Raw genomic sequence first — 16,697 nt, forward strand, 5'->3', positions numbered from 1 at the left:
CCTCGGCGGCCAGACGGTCGGCGCGACGGGCATGGTCGGCGTTCTGTTTCACCGCGCTGGTCAGTTCTTCCAGCGACGCGGCCGACTCTTCCAGGCTGGCCGCCTGCTGCTCGGTGCGGCGCGACAGGTCGTCGTTGCCGGCCGCGATCTCGGCCGAGGCCGTGGCCACCGACACCGCCGCCTGCTGGATGCCGCCGACAATGCGGGTCAGCTGCGCCACGGTGGCGTTGGCGTCGTCACGCATGGTGGCGAACACGCCCTGGAACTGACCTTCGATACGGCCGCGCAGGTCGCCCTCGGCCAGCGCCCGCAGCAGGCCCGACAGCGCGGCCAGGTTGCGGTCGGCGGTGATCATCAGGGTGTTCAGGCCCTGCACCATTTCCTTGAAATCGTGGCGGTATGCATCGGTGTCGCCACGCACGCTGAAGTCGCCGGCTGCAGCGGCATCGACCAGGCGCTTGATCTCGCCATTGATGTCCTGCAGGCGGCCGCGCACGCCGTTCACCGCTTCGGTGATGCGGGCCTTCTCGCCCGGCAGCGGCTCCATCTTCTGCGACAGGTCGCCGTCGGCGTACTGCGCGATCAGCGCCACCACGCGCATCTTCACCGCGATGTGGGCGTCCACCAGCTCATTGGTGCCTTCGACCATGGTGCGGAATTCGCCGTCAAACGCGCTGGCGTCGATGCGGTGGCTGATGGTGCCCTCGGCATGCAGCGCGCTCATTTCATTCTGCGCGGCGATGATCTCGCGCAGCTTGTCCTGCATCTGGCGCAGCGCGGTCATCAGCTGGCCGACTTCGTCCTGGCTCTTCACGGCGATGGTGCGGTCCAGGCGACCGGCGGCGACGTCGCGCGCCACCTGCCCCGCTGCGGCCAGCGGCACGGTCAGCATGCGTCGCACCACCAGCACCAGCGCCACGATCACCGCCAGCAGGCCCAAGCCGGAGACCAGGGCGGTCTTGAGCATCAGCTTGTTGAGGACGGCGGCCAGTACCGAGGTCGGTTCCAGGCCGAGCACGGTCCATTGCCACGGGCCGTAGGTTTGCGCGGTGACGAAATACTCCTGGACCGGCGCGTCCTTGCTGGGGCGCAGGTGCAGCGTGGCTTCGTTGATGTTGCCCGCCAGCAGGGCTTCCAACTGCGGCTTGTCGGCCTCATCCACCAGTGCCGAGAGCTTTTCACCTTCGCCATTGCTGGCGGCCATCACGGTGCCGTAGTCGTCGCCCTGACGCGTGTTCACGGCCAGGAAGTGGCCTTCCTTGCCCAGCTTCGACTCGCGCAGGCGCGTCTTCAGCGCGGCCAGGCCGTCGCCGTAGTTCTGGCCGATGAAGGCAATCGCGCTGACTTCACCGGCGGCGTTCTTCAGCGGCATGTAATGGGTCATGTAATCCACGCCGAACAGACGCGCCGGGCCGGTGTAAGCCTCGCCGGCGATCATCTTCGCGTAGGCCGGGCTGGCATGGTCCAGCACTGTCCCCATGGCCCGATTGCCCTCGGCATTGCGCAGCGAAGTGGTGACGCGCACGAAGTCGTCGCCATCGCGCACGAACACCGTGGCCACGCCGCCGGTGGCTTCGGCGAAGCGATCCACCACGCTTTCCTGCAGGTTGAGGGTTTCCGTGCCCATCAACAAGCGGGGGGTGGCGCGTTCGCCGACGGTGACCGGCTTGGTCGGATCAACGCTGATGTCGCCGGCCGGCAGCATCGCGCGGAAGGTGCCGGCCATGCGCGCGGTGCTTTCGCTGAGGCTGCGGTCGTACAGCTCGACCGAGTCGCGCATCAGGTCGGTGGAGGACTGCAGCCCTGCTTCCACGCGGGTCTGGTAGCTGGTGGCAGCCTGGCGGTAGATCAAAGCAGCCAGGATCACAAAGGCCACGGTGGTGATCACGCCCATCAGCAGCGCAAGGCGCGCGCCGATGGAGGTTGAGAAAACGGTGGCGGCACGGGTCGTCATCGTCGGAACTCGAAAAAGTGGGTGTGAGAGATGCGTCACACTTCTTATCGGCACCACTTCGGTCCGCTTTTACGTATTTCTCGCCAGAAATTAAGGTATAGACGCAACCGTTATGTACTTGATTCAAAAGGATTTAGATCGATCTTCGCTTTCACAAACCAACTCGGTTGTTCAGAAAAGTTCGAAAATCACTAAAGATCACAGCCGTGCTGCCGCTTCCGCTGCTCCATCAATAAATTTATGGAAACGGTTTCACATTTTTGGGCCGGGCGCGCCCTGCGTCAGCCTGCCGCGCTTGGCAGGCGGGCCTTCACGGCGCTACACTGCAGTCATCGCAAGGCGGTGCCTGCGAAGCAGTACTTCGTGGGGCCATAGCTCAGCTGGGAGAGCGCGTCGTTCGCAATGACGAGGTCAGGAGTTCGATCCTCCTTGGCTCCACCACTATTCAAGCAGCCGGGCAAGCCCGGCTCTACATCAGAACGCCACCTTCGGGTGGCGTTCTGCTTTTGGAGATGCGGCGATGCCGGCGTCCGCAACACCTCCACCGTGCGGCGCTTCCGGTGTCCGAAATCTGCGATGCGCGCGGGTGTGCACGGCTGCTCGTGGGTGCACGTGGATACCCGGATGGGGGCCGATGCACGTGCGTGCGCGTGGACGCCCCGGATGTACGCCGATGCGCGTGCGTGCACGTGGATGCCCCGGATGCACGCCGGTGCACGTGCGTGCACGTGGATGCCCGGATGCACGCCGATACCCCGGGTGCACGCCGATGCATGTGGATGCCCCGGATGCACGCCTTGGTAGCGTCGGTCGACAGACGACGGCCGATAACGGTGATCGGCGCGACGAACGCATCGGCCTCATCGAGAGAAGCGCGAATCCGTCCGGGTGTGCGACGTTAAAGCACGGATCATTGGCATCGGCCGTCGTCTATCGACCGACGCTACCTAAGCAGTGCTAGCGATGCGTGTTACGGCGCATCCCCCGCCCGCTCAGCAATCGGCCTCACCTGCTGCACCAGCGTGAGGAGCGTCTTGCCGGGTTCTTCAATCATCACCTCGTGCGCGGACTGCTCGAACCACACCAGCTGCTTGGTCGGTGCCTTGACCTGCGTGAACCATTCGGCCGCCAGCTCGGAAGACACGTTGTGGTCGTGGCGGCCCAGGAACAGGAACAAGGGCGTCTTCAACCGATCCACGCGGCTCATGTCCAGCGTCAGCACCTCGCTCAACAGATGCTGCATCGAGAAGTCATTGGCCTTCCACACCTTGGCGAGGTCGTCGTCGGTGTACTCCGGTGACAGCCGGATGGCGGCAGCCTCGGCACTTCCCCCGGTCCGGTTGTGCACCATGCCGCCATACTCGTTGAGCCACTTGCGCTGCTTGAACAGCGTCTCAAGCGGCAGCGGTTCACTGCCCTGCGCGTATGGAGCCAGCGCCTCCAGCTCGGCTACCGCTTCGGCGTTGCCAGCGGCCTTGGCCTGTTGCAGCGTCCAGGCATAACCACGACGCTCGCTTTCCGGCGCGTTGGAAATCTGGCCGATGCCCACATACGCATGAAGCCATTCAGGGCGACGCTGCGCCAGTTCCAGACCCAGATAGCTGCCCCAGGACTGTCCGACGACAAAAATCCTGTCCTTGCCGAACTCCTTGCGCAGCCAGGCCACCATTTCCTCGGTGTCGGCGATCATCCGTTCGCGGGTCATGGTCGGGGCGACGACCGCCGGGTCATTCGCTGCGTAGGTCTTGCCCGCACCGCGCTGATCCCACTGTACCACCGTGAAGTACTCCTCCCAGCCGCGCTGGAAGTACCAGCTGGTCGGCATCGCCACCCAGCCCGGGCCGCCGTGCAGCATCAGCAGTACCGGGTTGCGGGGGTCGTTGCCGCGGATGGAGACCCATTGGTCGATGCCGCCGATGCGGACCGCCTCCAACCGTTCGATGCCGTTGTCGGCAACCACTTTGCGGATATCAGCGACGATCTGGGTCGCCTCGGCGCGGCTGGTGGGCGCAGGTGCCTGGGCATGCGCGCCGGTGCACGCGACCGCTGTCACGGCGAGAACAGCGATAAGAATGGATTTGATCAACGAACTGCCCCTCAACAGTGTTGTTCAGGGGATTGTGACATGTGACGTTCGTTGGCGGCGTCACGTCTTGAAATGGCCCAGCCGCAACATCAGGACCATCGGGTCAATCGAAGACGCCTGAAACCCATAATGACTGTAGAACTGTTTTGCGGGCTCATGTAGTGCGTGCACAAGCAATGCACGAACCCCGGCATTCTGCGAGACATTGACCGCGCGGCCGACGGCATCCTGGAGCAAGGAGCCGCCCAGCTTCATTCCTTGGGCGCGTTGATCGACTGCGAGCCTCGCCAGCACCATGACAGGCACAGGATCAGGCATGTTTCGACGCACAGCCCCTGTCGCAATGTCGTGTGACACTGCGCCCGCCGCCAACGCGTAGTAACCGAAGACCTTGTTCTGGTGGTCGGCTACAACAAACGTTCGGCTCGCTCCCGTGATCTGGTTCACCATTGCTCGCCGCTTGAGCCAGTCATCCAGAACAGCCTCACCACACGAAAAATCTGTGCATTGATGGTGTGTGGTCAGTGGCTGCGGGGCGAGGAAGTCAAGCGTCATGCCTTGTTCCATACCGGCTTCAACTCAAGCAGGCGCTCCAGACCCGCATTGCGCTCGGGCGGCGCATCCAGGGAATCGACAAACTGCTGGAACTTGTCGGGGTCCAAGGAAAACAGAACTTGGTCGAGCACGACAGACTGGGCACGCTCACAGGCTGCTTCCAGCATGAAGTCCGAACGATTCTTGCCCAGTAATTTGGCGGCATGATCGATGAGATCGCGCTGCTCCGGAAGGGCACGTAGATTAATAGCGGCGGCTCGCATCACGGGATCCTTGTCTGTATACACGATAGATATACAGATGCTATGTCCACGTATAGCTATTGTCAATACAGCCGCTATCTGTAATTTTGCCCGCAGTGGCGAGGTTTGCGGCCAACCGGATGCTGAGCCGCATGCGTTCGCTGCGCCGATCACCGTTATCGGCAGTCGTCTGTCGACGACTCTACCGGTTGGGTTTGCTGGGCGGACGCTTGTTGTTGGCGTCGCGGATCTGCTCGTCGGTCTGACCGGGGCGGCTCTTGGCCACATCGTCCTGCTTGTGGTCCTGCTGGGATTCCTTGATGCCTTCCTGCTTGCCGGGTTGCTTTTCGGTGGTCATGGCCGTGCTGCGTTGGGGATTGAGGGCAACGTAGCGAGTGCGGCGTGATGTGGGGGTCATGAGGGCCGGCCAACGGCCGGCGCTACCGTTTTGAGGGTCCAACCTCCGCCCTGAACCACGCCGCAAACACCTCATCCCCCATCCACGCATTCTTCCGGTTCACCTCGAACATCACCGCCTCGTCTTTCTGCGCCCGCGCCAGCCGCTCCGGATCACCGCTGCAGCGGGCGGCATCCAGCTCGTGCTGCGCCTCTGCCAGGAAGCGGGACAGGCGGTCATCGATGGCCCACACCGCCATTTCGATGCGCGGCCGGCGCGTTGTGCGCGCCACGCTGACGCCGTGCAGGGCTAACTGCAGACGCTCGATGTGTTCGGGGTAGTCCTTTAACTGTGTTCGCAGGCTGCGGGGAATGGGTGGGAGTGTGCTTCGCTTCTGCGGCAGGGCTGGAGCCCTCGGGTAACCGGGCAACAGGCGGCGGATGTAGGTTGTCACCATGCACCCCACTCCTTTACCTCCAGATCGGACGGCACTGACGGGTCCATGAACTGCGGCAGCGGGACGATACGTTCGGTCGGGGCGGGTGTCTGCTGTTCCGCCGTTTCCAGGTCGAAGCGTACCTGCAGGTTCATCCAGAACCACGGAGAGGTGTTGAAGTAGTGGCCGAGGCGGATGGCAGTGTCGATGGTGATGGCGGCGGTACCTCGGGTGATGCTGACGATACGGGTGTTGGAAACATGCAGGGCATCGGCCAGTGCGCGACGGGTCAGGCGATTGGGTTGCATGAAGTCTTCCAGCAGGATGGTGCCGGGGTGCAGCGGTGGTGTTGGGGTCATGGCGTTCACCGGTTCATACGCCTCAGTCGCGGCCGAAGCCGGGGCTGGCCCAGCCTTCTCTTCGCGCTCGCTGCACTTCGTCTTCCTCCCCATAAGGCGGTTCTTCCTGGCCGATGCACATCTCCGCGGCCACCTCATTCGATGCGTCGCGGATGACATTGCTCCACAGGGTGAGGTCCACCATGTCCCGGTTCTCACTCAACTCCACCACGCGCTCCATGAACAGGCGGATCGCCTCGGCCGGGGCGTAGTGTTCCTGCCTCACCGCGCCTTTGAACCGGCAACGCAGATCGTCTTCCACCCTGGTGCGTACCCAGACTGGCTTTCTCATCGGCGAGCCCTCCGCTGGCGGCGAGGGCGTGGATGGTGGCGGTACTCGCGCACCTGCGTGTAGTGCACCTCGCGCAGCACTTCCGTTGGGATATGCAGCATTCGGAAGCCTGGGGGGAAGATCGGCGTGGAGATGATCCGTTCGCCGTCGAACTCAACTCTGAACCACGTGCCCTTACCCAGCCCCATGTAACGCAGCCAGCGGCCGCGCATCATCATGTATTCGACGCCACCGGGGCCCTCGTCGTAAGGCGGTGGCGGTGTAGGCGGGGTGGCACCGCATGTGGCACAGCGCGGTGCGGGGGCTTCGAACGTCTCTTCGGGAATGTGCGACCTCTGCGACTGCATGACAAACCTCCTGTGAGATGCGACCCCTGCCGGAATGGCGAGGGGTCGGGAGGTTAGAAACCGTCAGAAACACAAACAAAACACCGGCGGGCGTATTTCCCCCTTGCGGGGGTGTTGTATTAGCCACCCTCCCGACGTTGGACACGAACAGCTCCGACGCAGGACACCTGATGTGTTTCTGAGGAGTTTCTACGCTCCGGGGGCCATCCTGCAGCACGCGCATTGCTAAAAAAACAGGCAATTGCGAAAGAATCGTGGCGGGTTTTTGACGCGCTCGCAAATGGTGCGACGCAATTGGCGCGTTGTGGTTGTGGGACGTTTGGGGGCTGTTGGATTGCGCGATAGTGCAGGATGTCGGGATTGCCCGGGTGCGGATGTGCGAAATTTTGGTTTGCTTCGGATGTCGAGGCCACCAGCGTGGGTGGTCATCGAAAAATCGGGGCGAGTGCGTCACGGGATCGCGAGGAGAGCGCGTTTTGGTCCGGGGTTCATGCGTTAAAGAACGTTGGGCATTTCAGTGCGGTCGTCTTGCGACCGACCCTACCGGACCAACGTTTCCGTAGTGACACGCCATGCGTGTCAGCGATAGCGCATCCGGAGGAAGCGCATTTGATTTCCCATGGCCACCGACCGCCTGTCGAAGGTGGGTCGGGGTGGGTTTGCGGGACCGTCAAAAACATGGATGTTTTTGACGAGCCCCCATGGATGGGTTTACGGCGTGTCCCGCAAACCCATCCCGACCCGCCAGATCAGGGAACCCGTGAACGGCGGGTTGTTCGCATGAATCCAACAGCAGCCGGGCAGCGCCCGGCGATACGGATCCCATGCAATCACGAGTTACGGGCGCATCAGCCCTGAATGAACTTCAGCAGCTCGGCGTTGATGTCGTCGGCGTGCGTGGTGCACATGCCGTGCGGGTAGCCCTTGAACACCTTCAGCGTGCCGTGCTTGAGCAGCTTGATGCTCAACTCGCTGGCGTCGGCAATCGGCACGATCTGGTCGTCGTCACCGTGCAGCAGCAGGGTCGGCACGTTGATCGCCTTCAGGTCTTCAGTGAAGTCGGTTTCCGAGAACGCCTTGATGCCCTCGTAGTGCGCCTGCGCGCTGCCGGTCATGCCCTGGCGCCACCAGTTGTCGATCACGCCCTGCGATACCTTCGCACCTTCGCGGTTGAAGCCGTAGAACGGGCCGCTGGCCACGTCCACGTAGAACTGCGCGCGGTTCGCTGCCAGCGCCGCACGGAAGCCATCGAACACCTCGATCGGCAGGCCGCCCGGGTTCTTGTCCGACTTCACCATGATCGGCGGCACCGCGCTGATCAGCACCGCCTTGGCCACACGGCCCGCCGCAGCGCGCGCCGCGTAGCGTGCCACCTGGCCACCACCGGTGGAGTGGCCGATATGCACCGCGTTCTTCAGGTCCAGGTGATCGAACACCGCCGTGGCGTCCGCCACGTAATGGTCCATGTCGTGGCCTTCGCTGCCCTGCGACGAACGACCATGACCGCGACGGTCATGCGCGATCACGCGGTAGCCCTTGCCCAGGAAGAACAGCATCTGGTTGTCCCAGTCGTCGCTGGACAGCGGCCAGCCATGATGGAACACGATCGGCTGGGCGTCCTTCGGGCCCCAGTCCTTGTAGAAGATTTCAACGCCGTCGGAAGTGGTGATGGTGCTCATGGAACAGTCTCCGGAAAGGGGGTTTGGAATTACCGGACCACAGTAAGCAATGCGTCGCTAAAACACCTTCATACCTGTGTATGACGTCACGCTCATTCCAATGCCTGGGTCAGATAGCTGGCCAGCGTTTCCGCATCGACCGGCTTGGCCAGGAACGCCAACGCCCCACGCGACATGACCCGCTCGCGGATCGCATCGGTGGGGAACGCACTCATGAAGATCATCGGGAATGTGCACTCACGTGCCAGCAGCTCCTGCTGCAGCACATCGCCATTCATCTGCGGCATCTGGATGTCGGTCAGCAGGCAGTCGGGGGGATCCTGCAAGGCCGCCAGAAACGCGCTGGCGGAGGCGAAGGTACGTGCCTCATATCCCAGCGAGCGCAGCAGGCTGGACAGCGACTGGCGCACGCCGTCGTCATCGTCAACGATTGCAACACGGTACATCGGGTTCATCTGCTACATCCTGGGGCCACGGGCCGGCCGGGGCCGACGCTGCCTTTATGCCCCAGGGCGGCGGGCAGCGGAACCATACACAGGTTTGTAGACGGGCGATTCAGCGCCCCGTGACGTGCACCCCGAGAGCCTCGGCATGGCGCACCAGGTCAGCCAGCGAGCGCACACCCATCTTGCGCATCACGTTGCCCCGATGGATCTTCACGGTGATCTCGCTGAGGTTCAGCACCCCGGCCACCTGTTTGTTCATCAGCCCGGCCACCACGTGCGCCATGACCTCGCGCTCGCGTGGGGTCAGGGTGGCATAGCGGGAGTCCAGGCTGTCCCGGGCCGCGCTCTCCTGGCGGCGCTGGCGATCACGCTCGATCGCCGCGCTGACCGCATCCAGCATGTCCTGGTCGCGAAACGGCTTGGACAGAAAATCCACCGCGCCCGCCTTCATCGCCCGCACGGTCATCGGAATGTCACCGTGCCCGGTCATGAACACGATGGGCAGGGGGATCCCCTGCCCGGCCAGCTGCCCCTGAAGGTCCAGCCCGCTGATGCCCGGCAGCCGAACGTCCAGCACGATGCAGCCCGGCACATCGGGCAGCGCGGCCTGCAGCAGTTCGGCCGGCGAACCCAGCACCCGGGTCTGCAACCCGATCGAACGCAGCAGGCTGTCCAGTGCATCGCGGACAGACGGATCGTCGTCCACCACCACGGCGAGCGCGGGGTTGTTCATGCGACATCTCCTGCGAGTCCCAGCACCAGCTGGAAGGTCGCCCCCTGCCCTGGCGTGCTGTGCACCGACAGCTGGCCGCCGTGGGCCTCAGCCGTGGATCGGCAGATCGCCAGCCCCATGCCCATGCCATGCGGCTTGGTGGTGAAAAAGGGTTTGAACAGCGTATCCAGGTGCGCAGCATCGATCCCCGGGCCGTTGTCGCGGATGCTGATGACCACCGCGCCCTGCTCGCCACGCTGCGCGTCCACGTGCAGTTCGCGCGCGTGCGGCTGCCCGGCCATGGCCTGGCTGGCGTTGATCATCAGGTTCACCAATACCTGCTGCAACTGTATGGCATCACCGTGCACGGACGGCAGGCCGGAACCCACCTCCACGCGCAACTGCACCGCGTCGCGGTTCAGATCGTGCTGGACCAGGCGCACCGACTCGTGGATAAGCGCCGGCACTGCCAAGGCCTCGCGCACCGTACTGCTTTTGGCCAGGAACGCCCGTACGCGCTTGACGATCTCGCTGGCACGGCGCGCTTCGGCCACGCTGCGGGTGATGGCCGCATCCACTTCCTGCAGGTCCGGCTGTTCGCGGTGCAGCCAGCGCAGACCGGCTTCGCCGTTGGTCACCACCGCCATCAGCGGCTGGTTCACTTCATGTGCCAGGGTAGCGGTGAGTTCGCCCAGCGTGGCCACGCGCATGGCGTGCGCCAGCTCGGACTGCGCACGCAGGACCGCATCCTGGGCGCGCCGGCGCTCGGTGACATCGGTATGGGTTTCCAGCACTCCGGTGATCCGTCCACGGCCGTCGCGCTGCACCACCCAGCGGCTGTCCAGCACCCGCCACTCACCTTCACGGGTGCGCTGTTCCAACGTGCCTTCCCAGCTGCCCAGCGACAGCAGGGTCGATTCCACCGTCTCGCGTGCCTGCGGGTAGCGGGTGGACAGCAAGGTGTCGGCCACGCAGCCGACGGCCTGTTCGGACGACCAGCCGTACACCTGCTCGGCGGTGCGGTTCCAGAAGGTGATCACACCGAAACGGTCACGCACGAAGATCATGTCGTGCGAAAGATCCAGCAACCGCGCCTGCGCGCCCAGGCGCTGCATCGCGTTCTGGTGCTGCAGCGCGAGGATGGCAGTGATGCCGATGGCGGCCAGGCTGACCACGGCACGGAAGGTCTGCGCGCCAACGTGGTTCAGCCCGTGCGAATCCACGTAGGCCAGCACGGTCAGCACAATGCCGGCCAGCGCCGCCGTGACGATGTCGCCACGCCGACCGGTGCGGGCCACCAGCAGCACGCTCACCACGTACAGCACGGCAACCGCTCCTTCCAGCGTGGTGAGCACGTCGATCAGGAAAATGCCCAGGGTGAGCAGCGCCGCCGCCACGCGGAACGCCGTGCGGTGGGGTTTGCCAAGGGCAACGGCAATTGCGGGGGATGTGAGGAACACGGTCCTTGCCTCCGGGACGGGCCAACCGCCACCCGTGCGGCAGTCGCGGCGCAGTATCCCTCGCGGGCGCGGCGGGCTGATCCCTCCATCGGGTGATTCTCCGATGCACCGGGCCGGGCCGATACACACCTTGGTATGAGGCGGAGAAACGATGGCGCAATGTTGCGCGGGGCCGCGGCTGACTAGTCTGGCGATGTCGGCGCTGCCTGCCAGCGCTCCCTCCCCCCGCTTTTCCGGAGCATGCCCATGAACAGCCTTGCCAACACCCCCGACTCGCCGCTTGCCCGCCAGCGCGCGGCGCTGAATACGCCCACCGACCTGGGCACCAAGGCCAGCAAGGACATCGCGGCCGCACTGACCGTGCTGCTGGCCGACGTGTTCGCGCTGTACCTGAAGACCAAGAACTTCCATTGGCACCTGTCCGGCCCGCATTTCCGCGACTACCACCTGATGCTGGATGAACAGGGCGAGCAGATCTTCGCCACCACCGACGCCATCGCCGAACGGGCGCGCAAGGTCGGTGGCACCACGCTGCGTTCGATCGGCCAGATCCACCGCATCCAGCGCCTGCTGGACAACGATGCGGACTACGTGACCGCTGAAGACATGCTGGCCGAACTGGCCGACGACAACCGCCGCCTCACTGGTTTCCTGCGCGGCACCCACGGCGTGTGCAGCGAATACAACGATGTGGCCACCACCAGCCTGATCGAGAACTGGATCGATGAAGCCGAGCGTCGCAGCTGGTTCCTGTTTGAAACCACCCGCAGCCGTCGCTGATTCCTCATCTCCTCCCCCACGGAGCTGTGCCATGAGTGCCACCCGTCTTCCCGTTCCGCCCGGCAGTGCCGCGCCCGCGTTTTCGCTGCCGGCCACCGCCGACCAGCGCCTGAGCCTGATGGAGCTGCGCGGTCATCCGGTGATTCTGTCGTTCTACCCTGCTGACTGGAGCCCGGTGTGTGGCGACCAGCTGGCGCTGTACAACCAGCTGCTGCCCGAGTTCCGCCGTTACGGCGCGCAGCTGGTTGGCATTTCGGTGGATGGGGTGTGGTGCCATGCGGCGTTCGCCGAGGCGCGGCATCTGCATTTTCCGTTGTTGGCGGATTTCCAGCCGAAGGGCGAAGTGGCGCGGCGCTATGGCGTGTACCGTGAGCAGGACGGCGTTTGTGAGCGCGCGTTGTTCGTGATTGATGCGGAAGGCATCGTGCGCTGGAGCTATGTGTCGCCGCTGGGGATCAATCCCGGGGCGGATGGGATTCTGGAGGCACTGGAGGCGTTGCGTTCTGATGCGCGAACCGGTGCCCCCAACGTGGATTCGGATGATGCGCGAACTGGTGGCGACGGCTCGCGCGCGGCTCTGGTAGAGCGGGGCTCTGCCCCGCTGACGCGCACGGATGGTTCCAGCGGGGCAGAGCCCCGCTCTACAAAAGCCAACGTTTCCGGCGAGACGTTGCCCCACAATCTGAGCGGGGCAGAACCCCGCAGTACCGGAGCCCTCTCATGAGCCGCCTTCTCGTCCCCGTCAGCAGCTTCGATCACATCCAGGGCCCGGAAGATGCAGCCATCACCCTGGTGGAATACGGCGACTATCAATGCCCGTACTGCGGCGAAGCCTACCCGGTGATCAAGGAAGTACAGCGCATGCTCGGTTCGCGCATGCGCTTCGTGTTCCGCAACTTCCCGATCAGCGAAATCCATCCCAACGCCCTACCCGCGGCGCGCTTCGCCGAGGCCGCAGCCATCGCCGGCCGCTTCTGGGAAGCACACGACCTGCTCTACCAGAACCAGCAGGCGCTGGAGGCCAGTGACCTGCTGCGTTACGCCGCCCAGCTGCGGGTGGACCACACCCTGCTGCAGGCGGCCGCCGAGGGCAACTTCGACCCGCGCATCGAACGTGACTTCATGGGCGGCGTCCGCAGTGGGGTCAATGGCACGCCGTCGCTGTTCATCAACGGCAGGCGCTACGACGGCCCGCGCGACGTGGAAAGCCTGATCGATGCACTGGGCGTGGTGGCGTGATGAACGCCGCCTCCCGGCATGTGCGCATCGCAACCGTAGAGCGGGGCTTGCCCCGCTGAGGCTCGCGGATTGGTTCAGCGGGGCAAGCCCCGCTCTACGCGATTGCGACCTCGCGGATTGGTTCAGCGGGGCAAGCCCCGCTCTACGTGATTGCGGCAGCGGTTGGATAGACCCGCGCCTTGCGCCACTGCAAAGGGCTCATACCGGTTTCCACCCGAAACATGTAGTTGAACGCCGACGCGGACGCATACCCCAACTCGTGCGCAATCACCGTGGGCGAGCGCCCCTGCGCCAGCCACTCGATCGCCCGCAGCAGCCGCAACCGCGTACGCCAGGCGCGCAGGTTCATCCCCGTCTCGCGCTCAAACTGGCGCGCCAGCGTGCGCGCCGAAGCCCCCAGCTGACGCGCCCAGTCATCCACGCCACGCGCATCCGCCGGCTGGTCGTACAGCGCCTGGCACCAGCGCTGCAGGCGCGCATCCTGCGGCCACGGCAGGTGCCGGGTGTGCTGCGGCTGCCGGCGCAACTGCGCGATCACCAGCGTGCACAACTGCAGGTAATAAACGACATCGTGCTCCGGCCGCACCTGGCCCAGCTCCACGATCAACTCGCGCAGCAGCGCCGACACCTCCAGCACCACGCATTCGGTCGGCATGCCAGGCGCAGCATCGTCACCGATGTACAGATTGCGGAACGCCGCCGGCCCCAGGGCACCGGTGTGGTGCACGGTGCCGGTGGGCACCCACAGCGCCTGCTGCGGCGAGATCACATGGCGGGCGTGCGCGACCGTGACCTGCAACACGCCTTCGGTCGCGAACACCAGCTGGTTCCAGGCATGCACATGCGGGGGAAAGCGTTCCCCCGCCGCCAGTTCCTGGCTGCGCGCCACCACCGGCCACTGCAGTGCCTCCTGCGCGGGCACAGGCACTTCGCGCCAGGTGGGGGACTGGGCGGCAGCGTGGCGAGTGATCGACATGATGGGTCATTCTATCGAAAGACAGCCGACCCGGCCTGCCGGAGCATGGCCGGACCTTCCGACGGATCCGACCATGGCCGCTTCCCCCACCCTGCGCCCCTGGCAGGTAATCTGCGCCGGCATCAGTGCGCTGGTGCTCAGCGTGGGCATTGCCCGCTTTGCCTACACCCCACTGCTGCCGCTGATGCGGGTGGACGCCGGCCTGAGCCCGGCGATGGGCGGCTGGCTGGCGACCTTCAACTACGTGGGCTACCTGTTGGGCACCCTGCTGGTGGCCCGGGTGGGCGACATGCAGCTGAAGTTCCACTTCTACCGGGTGGGCCTGCTCCTGGCGGTGGCGAGCACCGCGCTGATGGCGGTGACCACGACGCCGGCGCTGTGGAGCGCGCTGCGCTTTGTGGCCGGATTGTCCAGCACCGCCGGCCTGCTGCTGGCCTCGGGGCTGGTGCTGAACTGGCTGCTGGCGCACCGGCACCGGCCACGGCTGGGGCTGCACTTCGCCGGGCTGGGGCTGGGCATCGTGGTGTCCGGCGTGGCGACCGGGCTGCTGGCCGGGCATGCCACCTCCAGCGCGCAATGGGGCTGGCTGGGCGCTGTGGGCGCGCTGTTCCTGATTCCGGCGTGGGGCTGGATGCCTGCGCCTGCTCCCGCCTCGGCTTCGCAGGCGGCCACCGCCCCTGCCCCACCCAGCCGTCGCTGGCGGCAGCTGCTGATTGCCGCGTACTTCTGTGCGGGAATCGGCTTTGTGGTCAGTGCCACCTTCATCGTGGCGATTCTGGAGCAGACTCCGGCGTTCCGGGGTCACGGCAGCGCGGTGTGGATCCTGGTCGGGATGGCAGCAGTGCCGTCGACGTTCGCCTGGGATCGGGTGGCATCGGCGATGGGCCTGATCCGCGCCCTGATGCTGGCCTTCGCCCTGCAGGCGGCCTCATTCGTGCTGCCGCTGCTGGACGATGGGCTATGGGCCGGACTGGGCAGCGCCCTGCTGTTCGGGCTGACCTTCGCCGGCATCGTCAGCCTGACCCTCACCGTGATCGGCCGGCATTACCCGCAGAACCCGGCCAAGGCGATGGCAACGCTCACCCTGAGCTACGGCGTGGCGCAGATCCTGGCCCCCGCCTTTGCCGGCACCCTGGCGCGCAGCAGCGGTTCCTATCAGGCCTCATTGCTGCTGGCGGCGATTGCGATGACGGTGGGCATCTTTCTGCTGGCGGCGATGCCGGATGATGCGCGTGACCATGCGTCGCAGTGACCACGCACGCGGCGTTGAATGAATTGGTGTTCATGCGTGCGCCCGACGAACGATCAAGCACTTACCTGCGTTCGCACCGTGCCCAGCCATCAATGTGAAATTTTTTTTGCGAAATGCTTGCCCAAATCCGCAGACCTCCGTATAGTTCGCCTCCTCGCCAGCGGCAACGCAGCGATGAAGTGGCCGAGTAGCTCAGTTGGTAGAGCAGGGGATTGAAAATCCCCGTGTCGGCGGTTCGATTCCGTCCTCGGCCACCATAATTTTGAAGGGCTTGCAGAAATGCGAGCCCTTTTTCTTTTTCAGATGCGTTTGGGCTCGATCTGATCTGGAAGTTTTCGTAGAGCCGGGCTTGCCCGGCTGCCTTTCATCGATGCCAGATCAACGGCGATTTCGATTCAGGGTCATGCGTAACCGGATGTTGCACGTTTCACTGCCGTCGTCTGTCGACCGACGCTACCGGGCCCGCGAACGAAGCCACAGACCATCAGCTGAAAACAGCCGGGCAAGCCCGGCTCTACGGAGTTCCACCTGCCGCCGCGTGAAGCGCATCGGCCAGCTGTTCGATGTCCGCGCGTTGATGCAGACGTTCGAGCCAATGCGCGGGCAAACCGGAAGCACCATGGAACGCACCCGCCACCTGCCCCACCACGGCCGCCGTGGTATCTGCGTCATCACCGAGGTTGGCAGCGGCCAGTACCGCATCGGCAAACGTATGGGTGGTAGCGAAACACCACAGCGCTGCTTCAAGACTGTGCACGACATAGCCGGTGCCTTGGATCTGATCGCGGGACTTGCTGAGGTAGCTGCCTTCGGCGATACCGCGCAGGCCTTCGCTGCAAACACTGACCGTTCCGAGATTCAACACCTCTTCCTTGCTCTGCCCATCAAGTGCGCGTGCCAGCACGGTGGCGAACAAACGGCAGGCATCCAGGCACTCGGCGGCGGCATGTGTGGTACGTGAGCTGAGCACCGCCATCTCCAGCATGTCGGGAGCGTCCAGGTAGCGCAGCACCACCGGGGCCAGCCGCATGATCGAGCCGTTGCCAGCGCTGCCGGGGTCGTCATTGCCGGCGAGCGGTTCGCCAGTGGTCAGGTAATTGTGCAGGGCACCGCGTGTGGCATTGCCGATATCAAAGCAGGTGCCGGTCGAACTCCAGTACCCATGCTGGTACCAGTTGGCGTAGCGGTTCATCTGGTCGCGCGCGTCAAAGCCACCACACCGCACCAGACTCTCCGCCAGGCACATCGCCATCGAAGTGTCGTCGGTCCACTGCCCGGCTTTGAGTCCGAACGGGCCACCGCCGACCATGTCGGTAAGTGGGGTGAAGCTGCCGCGTGGGCTGAACTCCACGGTGGTGCCGACGGCGTCGCCGCAGGCCAGGCCGAGGAGAGCACCGCGATATCGGTCTTGAATGTCCATGGGGCATTCTAGGACCGAATGGCGCT

At 64.6% G+C, this 16,697-nt stretch carries 19 protein-coding genes and 2 tRNA genes; 6 read left to right on the forward strand and 15 right to left on the reverse strand.

Going from position 1 to position 16,697, the window contains the following annotated elements; genetic code table 11:
• On the reverse strand, positions 1-1,954 hold a 1,954-nt coding region (locus tag EGJ34_RS05525; RefSeq protein ID WP_148100475.1), incomplete at its 3' end, for a Cache 3/Cache 2 fusion domain-containing protein.
• Positions 1,955-2,319: 365 nt separating this feature from the next.
• Here EGJ34_RS05525 and EGJ34_RS05530 point away from each other — a divergent pair.
• Positions 2,320-2,395: transfer RNA gene (locus EGJ34_RS05530), tRNA-Ala, on the forward strand.
• 529 nt (positions 2,396-2,924) lie between these two features.
• Here the strand turns inward: EGJ34_RS05530 and EGJ34_RS05535 are convergent.
• The 12 genes from EGJ34_RS05535 to EGJ34_RS05585 all read right to left on the reverse strand — a co-directional run bounded on the left by EGJ34_RS05535 (position 2,925) and on the right by EGJ34_RS05585 (position 11,004).
• Positions 2,925-4,007, reverse strand: coding sequence for an alpha/beta fold hydrolase (locus EGJ34_RS05535; RefSeq protein WP_221740385.1), 1,083 nt, complete (start codon positions 4,005-4,007; stop codon positions 2,925-2,927).
• 93 nt (positions 4,008-4,100) lie between these two features.
• Positions 4,101-4,595 (reverse strand): GNAT family N-acetyltransferase, encoded by a 495-nt coding sequence (locus tag EGJ34_RS05540; RefSeq protein ID WP_125359502.1) that lies wholly within the window; start codon positions 4,593-4,595, stop codon positions 4,101-4,103.
• Positions 4,592-4,858, reverse strand: coding sequence for a DUF1778 domain-containing protein (locus tag EGJ34_RS05545; protein WP_125359503.1), 267 nt, complete (start codon positions 4,856-4,858; stop codon positions 4,592-4,594). The genes EGJ34_RS05540 and EGJ34_RS05545 overlap by 4 nt, the downstream gene beginning before the upstream one ends.
• Before the next feature lie 181 nt (positions 4,859-5,039).
• Positions 5,040-5,195, reverse strand: a complete 156-nt coding sequence (locus tag EGJ34_RS22125) for a hypothetical protein (RefSeq protein ID WP_185750072.1) — start codon at positions 5,193-5,195, stop codon at positions 5,040-5,042.
• A gap of 82 nt (positions 5,196-5,277) precedes the next feature.
• A complete protein-coding gene (locus EGJ34_RS05550; protein WP_125359504.1) occupies positions 5,278-5,691 on the reverse strand; it encodes a hypothetical protein in 414 nt (137 codons plus the stop codon).
• A complete protein-coding gene (locus EGJ34_RS05555; protein ID WP_125359505.1) occupies positions 5,685-6,029 on the reverse strand; it encodes a HigA family addiction module antitoxin in 345 nt (114 codons plus the stop codon). The genes EGJ34_RS05550 and EGJ34_RS05555 overlap by 7 nt, the downstream gene beginning before the upstream one ends.
• Before the next feature lie 22 nt (positions 6,030-6,051).
• On the reverse strand, positions 6,052-6,360 hold the full coding sequence (locus EGJ34_RS05560; RefSeq protein ID WP_125359506.1) for a hypothetical protein: 309 nt from the start codon (positions 6,358-6,360) through the stop codon (positions 6,052-6,054).
• Positions 6,357-6,707 carry a hypothetical protein gene (locus EGJ34_RS05565; RefSeq protein ID WP_125359507.1) on the reverse strand — a complete coding sequence of 117 codons (351 nt, stop codon included), beginning with the start codon at positions 6,705-6,707 and terminating at the stop codon, positions 6,357-6,359. The genes EGJ34_RS05560 and EGJ34_RS05565 overlap by 4 nt, the downstream gene beginning before the upstream one ends.
• Before the next feature lie 848 nt (positions 6,708-7,555).
• The gene (locus tag EGJ34_RS05570; RefSeq protein WP_125359508.1) at positions 7,556-8,386 is read right to left on the reverse strand and encodes an alpha/beta hydrolase; all 831 of its coding nucleotides are present in this window, start codon (positions 8,384-8,386) and stop codon (positions 7,556-7,558) included.
• 92 nt (positions 8,387-8,478) lie between these two features.
• The gene (locus tag EGJ34_RS05575) at positions 8,479-8,841 is read right to left on the reverse strand and encodes a response regulator (RefSeq protein ID WP_125359509.1); all 363 of its coding nucleotides are present in this window, start codon (positions 8,839-8,841) and stop codon (positions 8,479-8,481) included.
• Between the two features lie 100 nt (positions 8,842-8,941).
• Entirely contained in the window at positions 8,942-9,565 is a 624-nt protein-coding gene (locus EGJ34_RS05580) for a response regulator transcription factor (protein ID WP_125359510.1), read from the reverse strand.
• A complete protein-coding gene (locus tag EGJ34_RS05585) occupies positions 9,562-11,004 on the reverse strand; it encodes an ATP-binding protein (protein WP_221740386.1) in 1,443 nt (480 codons plus the stop codon). The genes EGJ34_RS05580 and EGJ34_RS05585 overlap by 4 nt, the downstream gene beginning before the upstream one ends.
• Positions 11,005-11,250: 246 nt before the next feature.
• On the opposite strand from EGJ34_RS05585, the gene EGJ34_RS05590 reads away from it, so the two are divergent.
• The 3 genes from EGJ34_RS05590 to EGJ34_RS05600 are packed head-to-tail and all read left to right on the forward strand — an operon-like array spanning position 11,251 to position 13,023.
• Positions 11,251-11,784 (forward strand): DNA starvation/stationary phase protection protein, encoded by a 534-nt coding sequence (locus EGJ34_RS05590; RefSeq protein WP_125359511.1) that lies wholly within the window; start codon positions 11,251-11,253, stop codon positions 11,782-11,784.
• A 31-nt stretch (positions 11,785-11,815) separates the two neighbouring features.
• Positions 11,816-12,508: a peroxiredoxin gene (locus EGJ34_RS05595; RefSeq protein ID WP_125359512.1), complete on the forward strand. Its 693-nt coding sequence runs from the start codon at positions 11,816-11,818 to the stop codon at positions 12,506-12,508.
• On the forward strand, positions 12,505-13,023 hold the full coding sequence (locus EGJ34_RS05600; RefSeq protein WP_125359513.1) for a DsbA family protein: 519 nt from the start codon (positions 12,505-12,507) through the stop codon (positions 13,021-13,023). Before EGJ34_RS05595 ends, EGJ34_RS05600 begins: the two co-directional genes overlap by 4 nt.
• A 142-nt stretch (positions 13,024-13,165) precedes the next feature.
• Here EGJ34_RS05600 and EGJ34_RS05605 read toward each other — a convergent pair whose 3' ends face one another.
• Positions 13,166-13,999 (reverse strand): helix-turn-helix transcriptional regulator, encoded by an 834-nt coding sequence (locus tag EGJ34_RS05605; RefSeq protein WP_125359514.1) that lies wholly within the window; start codon positions 13,997-13,999, stop codon positions 13,166-13,168.
• Between the two features lie 73 nt (positions 14,000-14,072).
• Between EGJ34_RS05605 and EGJ34_RS05610 the strand changes: the two genes are divergently transcribed.
• Together EGJ34_RS05610 and EGJ34_RS05615 are read left to right on the forward strand one after the other, a co-directional pair.
• Entirely contained in the window at positions 14,073-15,251 is a 1,179-nt protein-coding gene (locus EGJ34_RS05610) for a YbfB/YjiJ family MFS transporter (RefSeq protein WP_125359515.1), read from the forward strand.
• A gap of 181 nt (positions 15,252-15,432) precedes the next feature.
• Positions 15,433-15,508, forward strand: a tRNA-Phe gene (locus EGJ34_RS05615).
• 257 nt (positions 15,509-15,765) lie between these two features.
• Here EGJ34_RS05615 and EGJ34_RS05620 read toward each other — a convergent pair.
• A complete protein-coding gene (locus EGJ34_RS05620; RefSeq protein WP_125359516.1) occupies positions 15,766-16,671 on the reverse strand; it encodes an ADP-ribosylglycohydrolase family protein in 906 nt (301 codons plus the stop codon).
• Positions 16,672-16,697: the final 26 nt, after the last annotated feature.

Origin of the sequence: Stenotrophomonas sp. 278 (genome assembly GCF_003935715.1) — a bacterium.
Lineage (GTDB): Bacteria > Pseudomonadota > Gammaproteobacteria > Xanthomonadales > Xanthomonadaceae > Stenotrophomonas > Stenotrophomonas maltophilia_AH.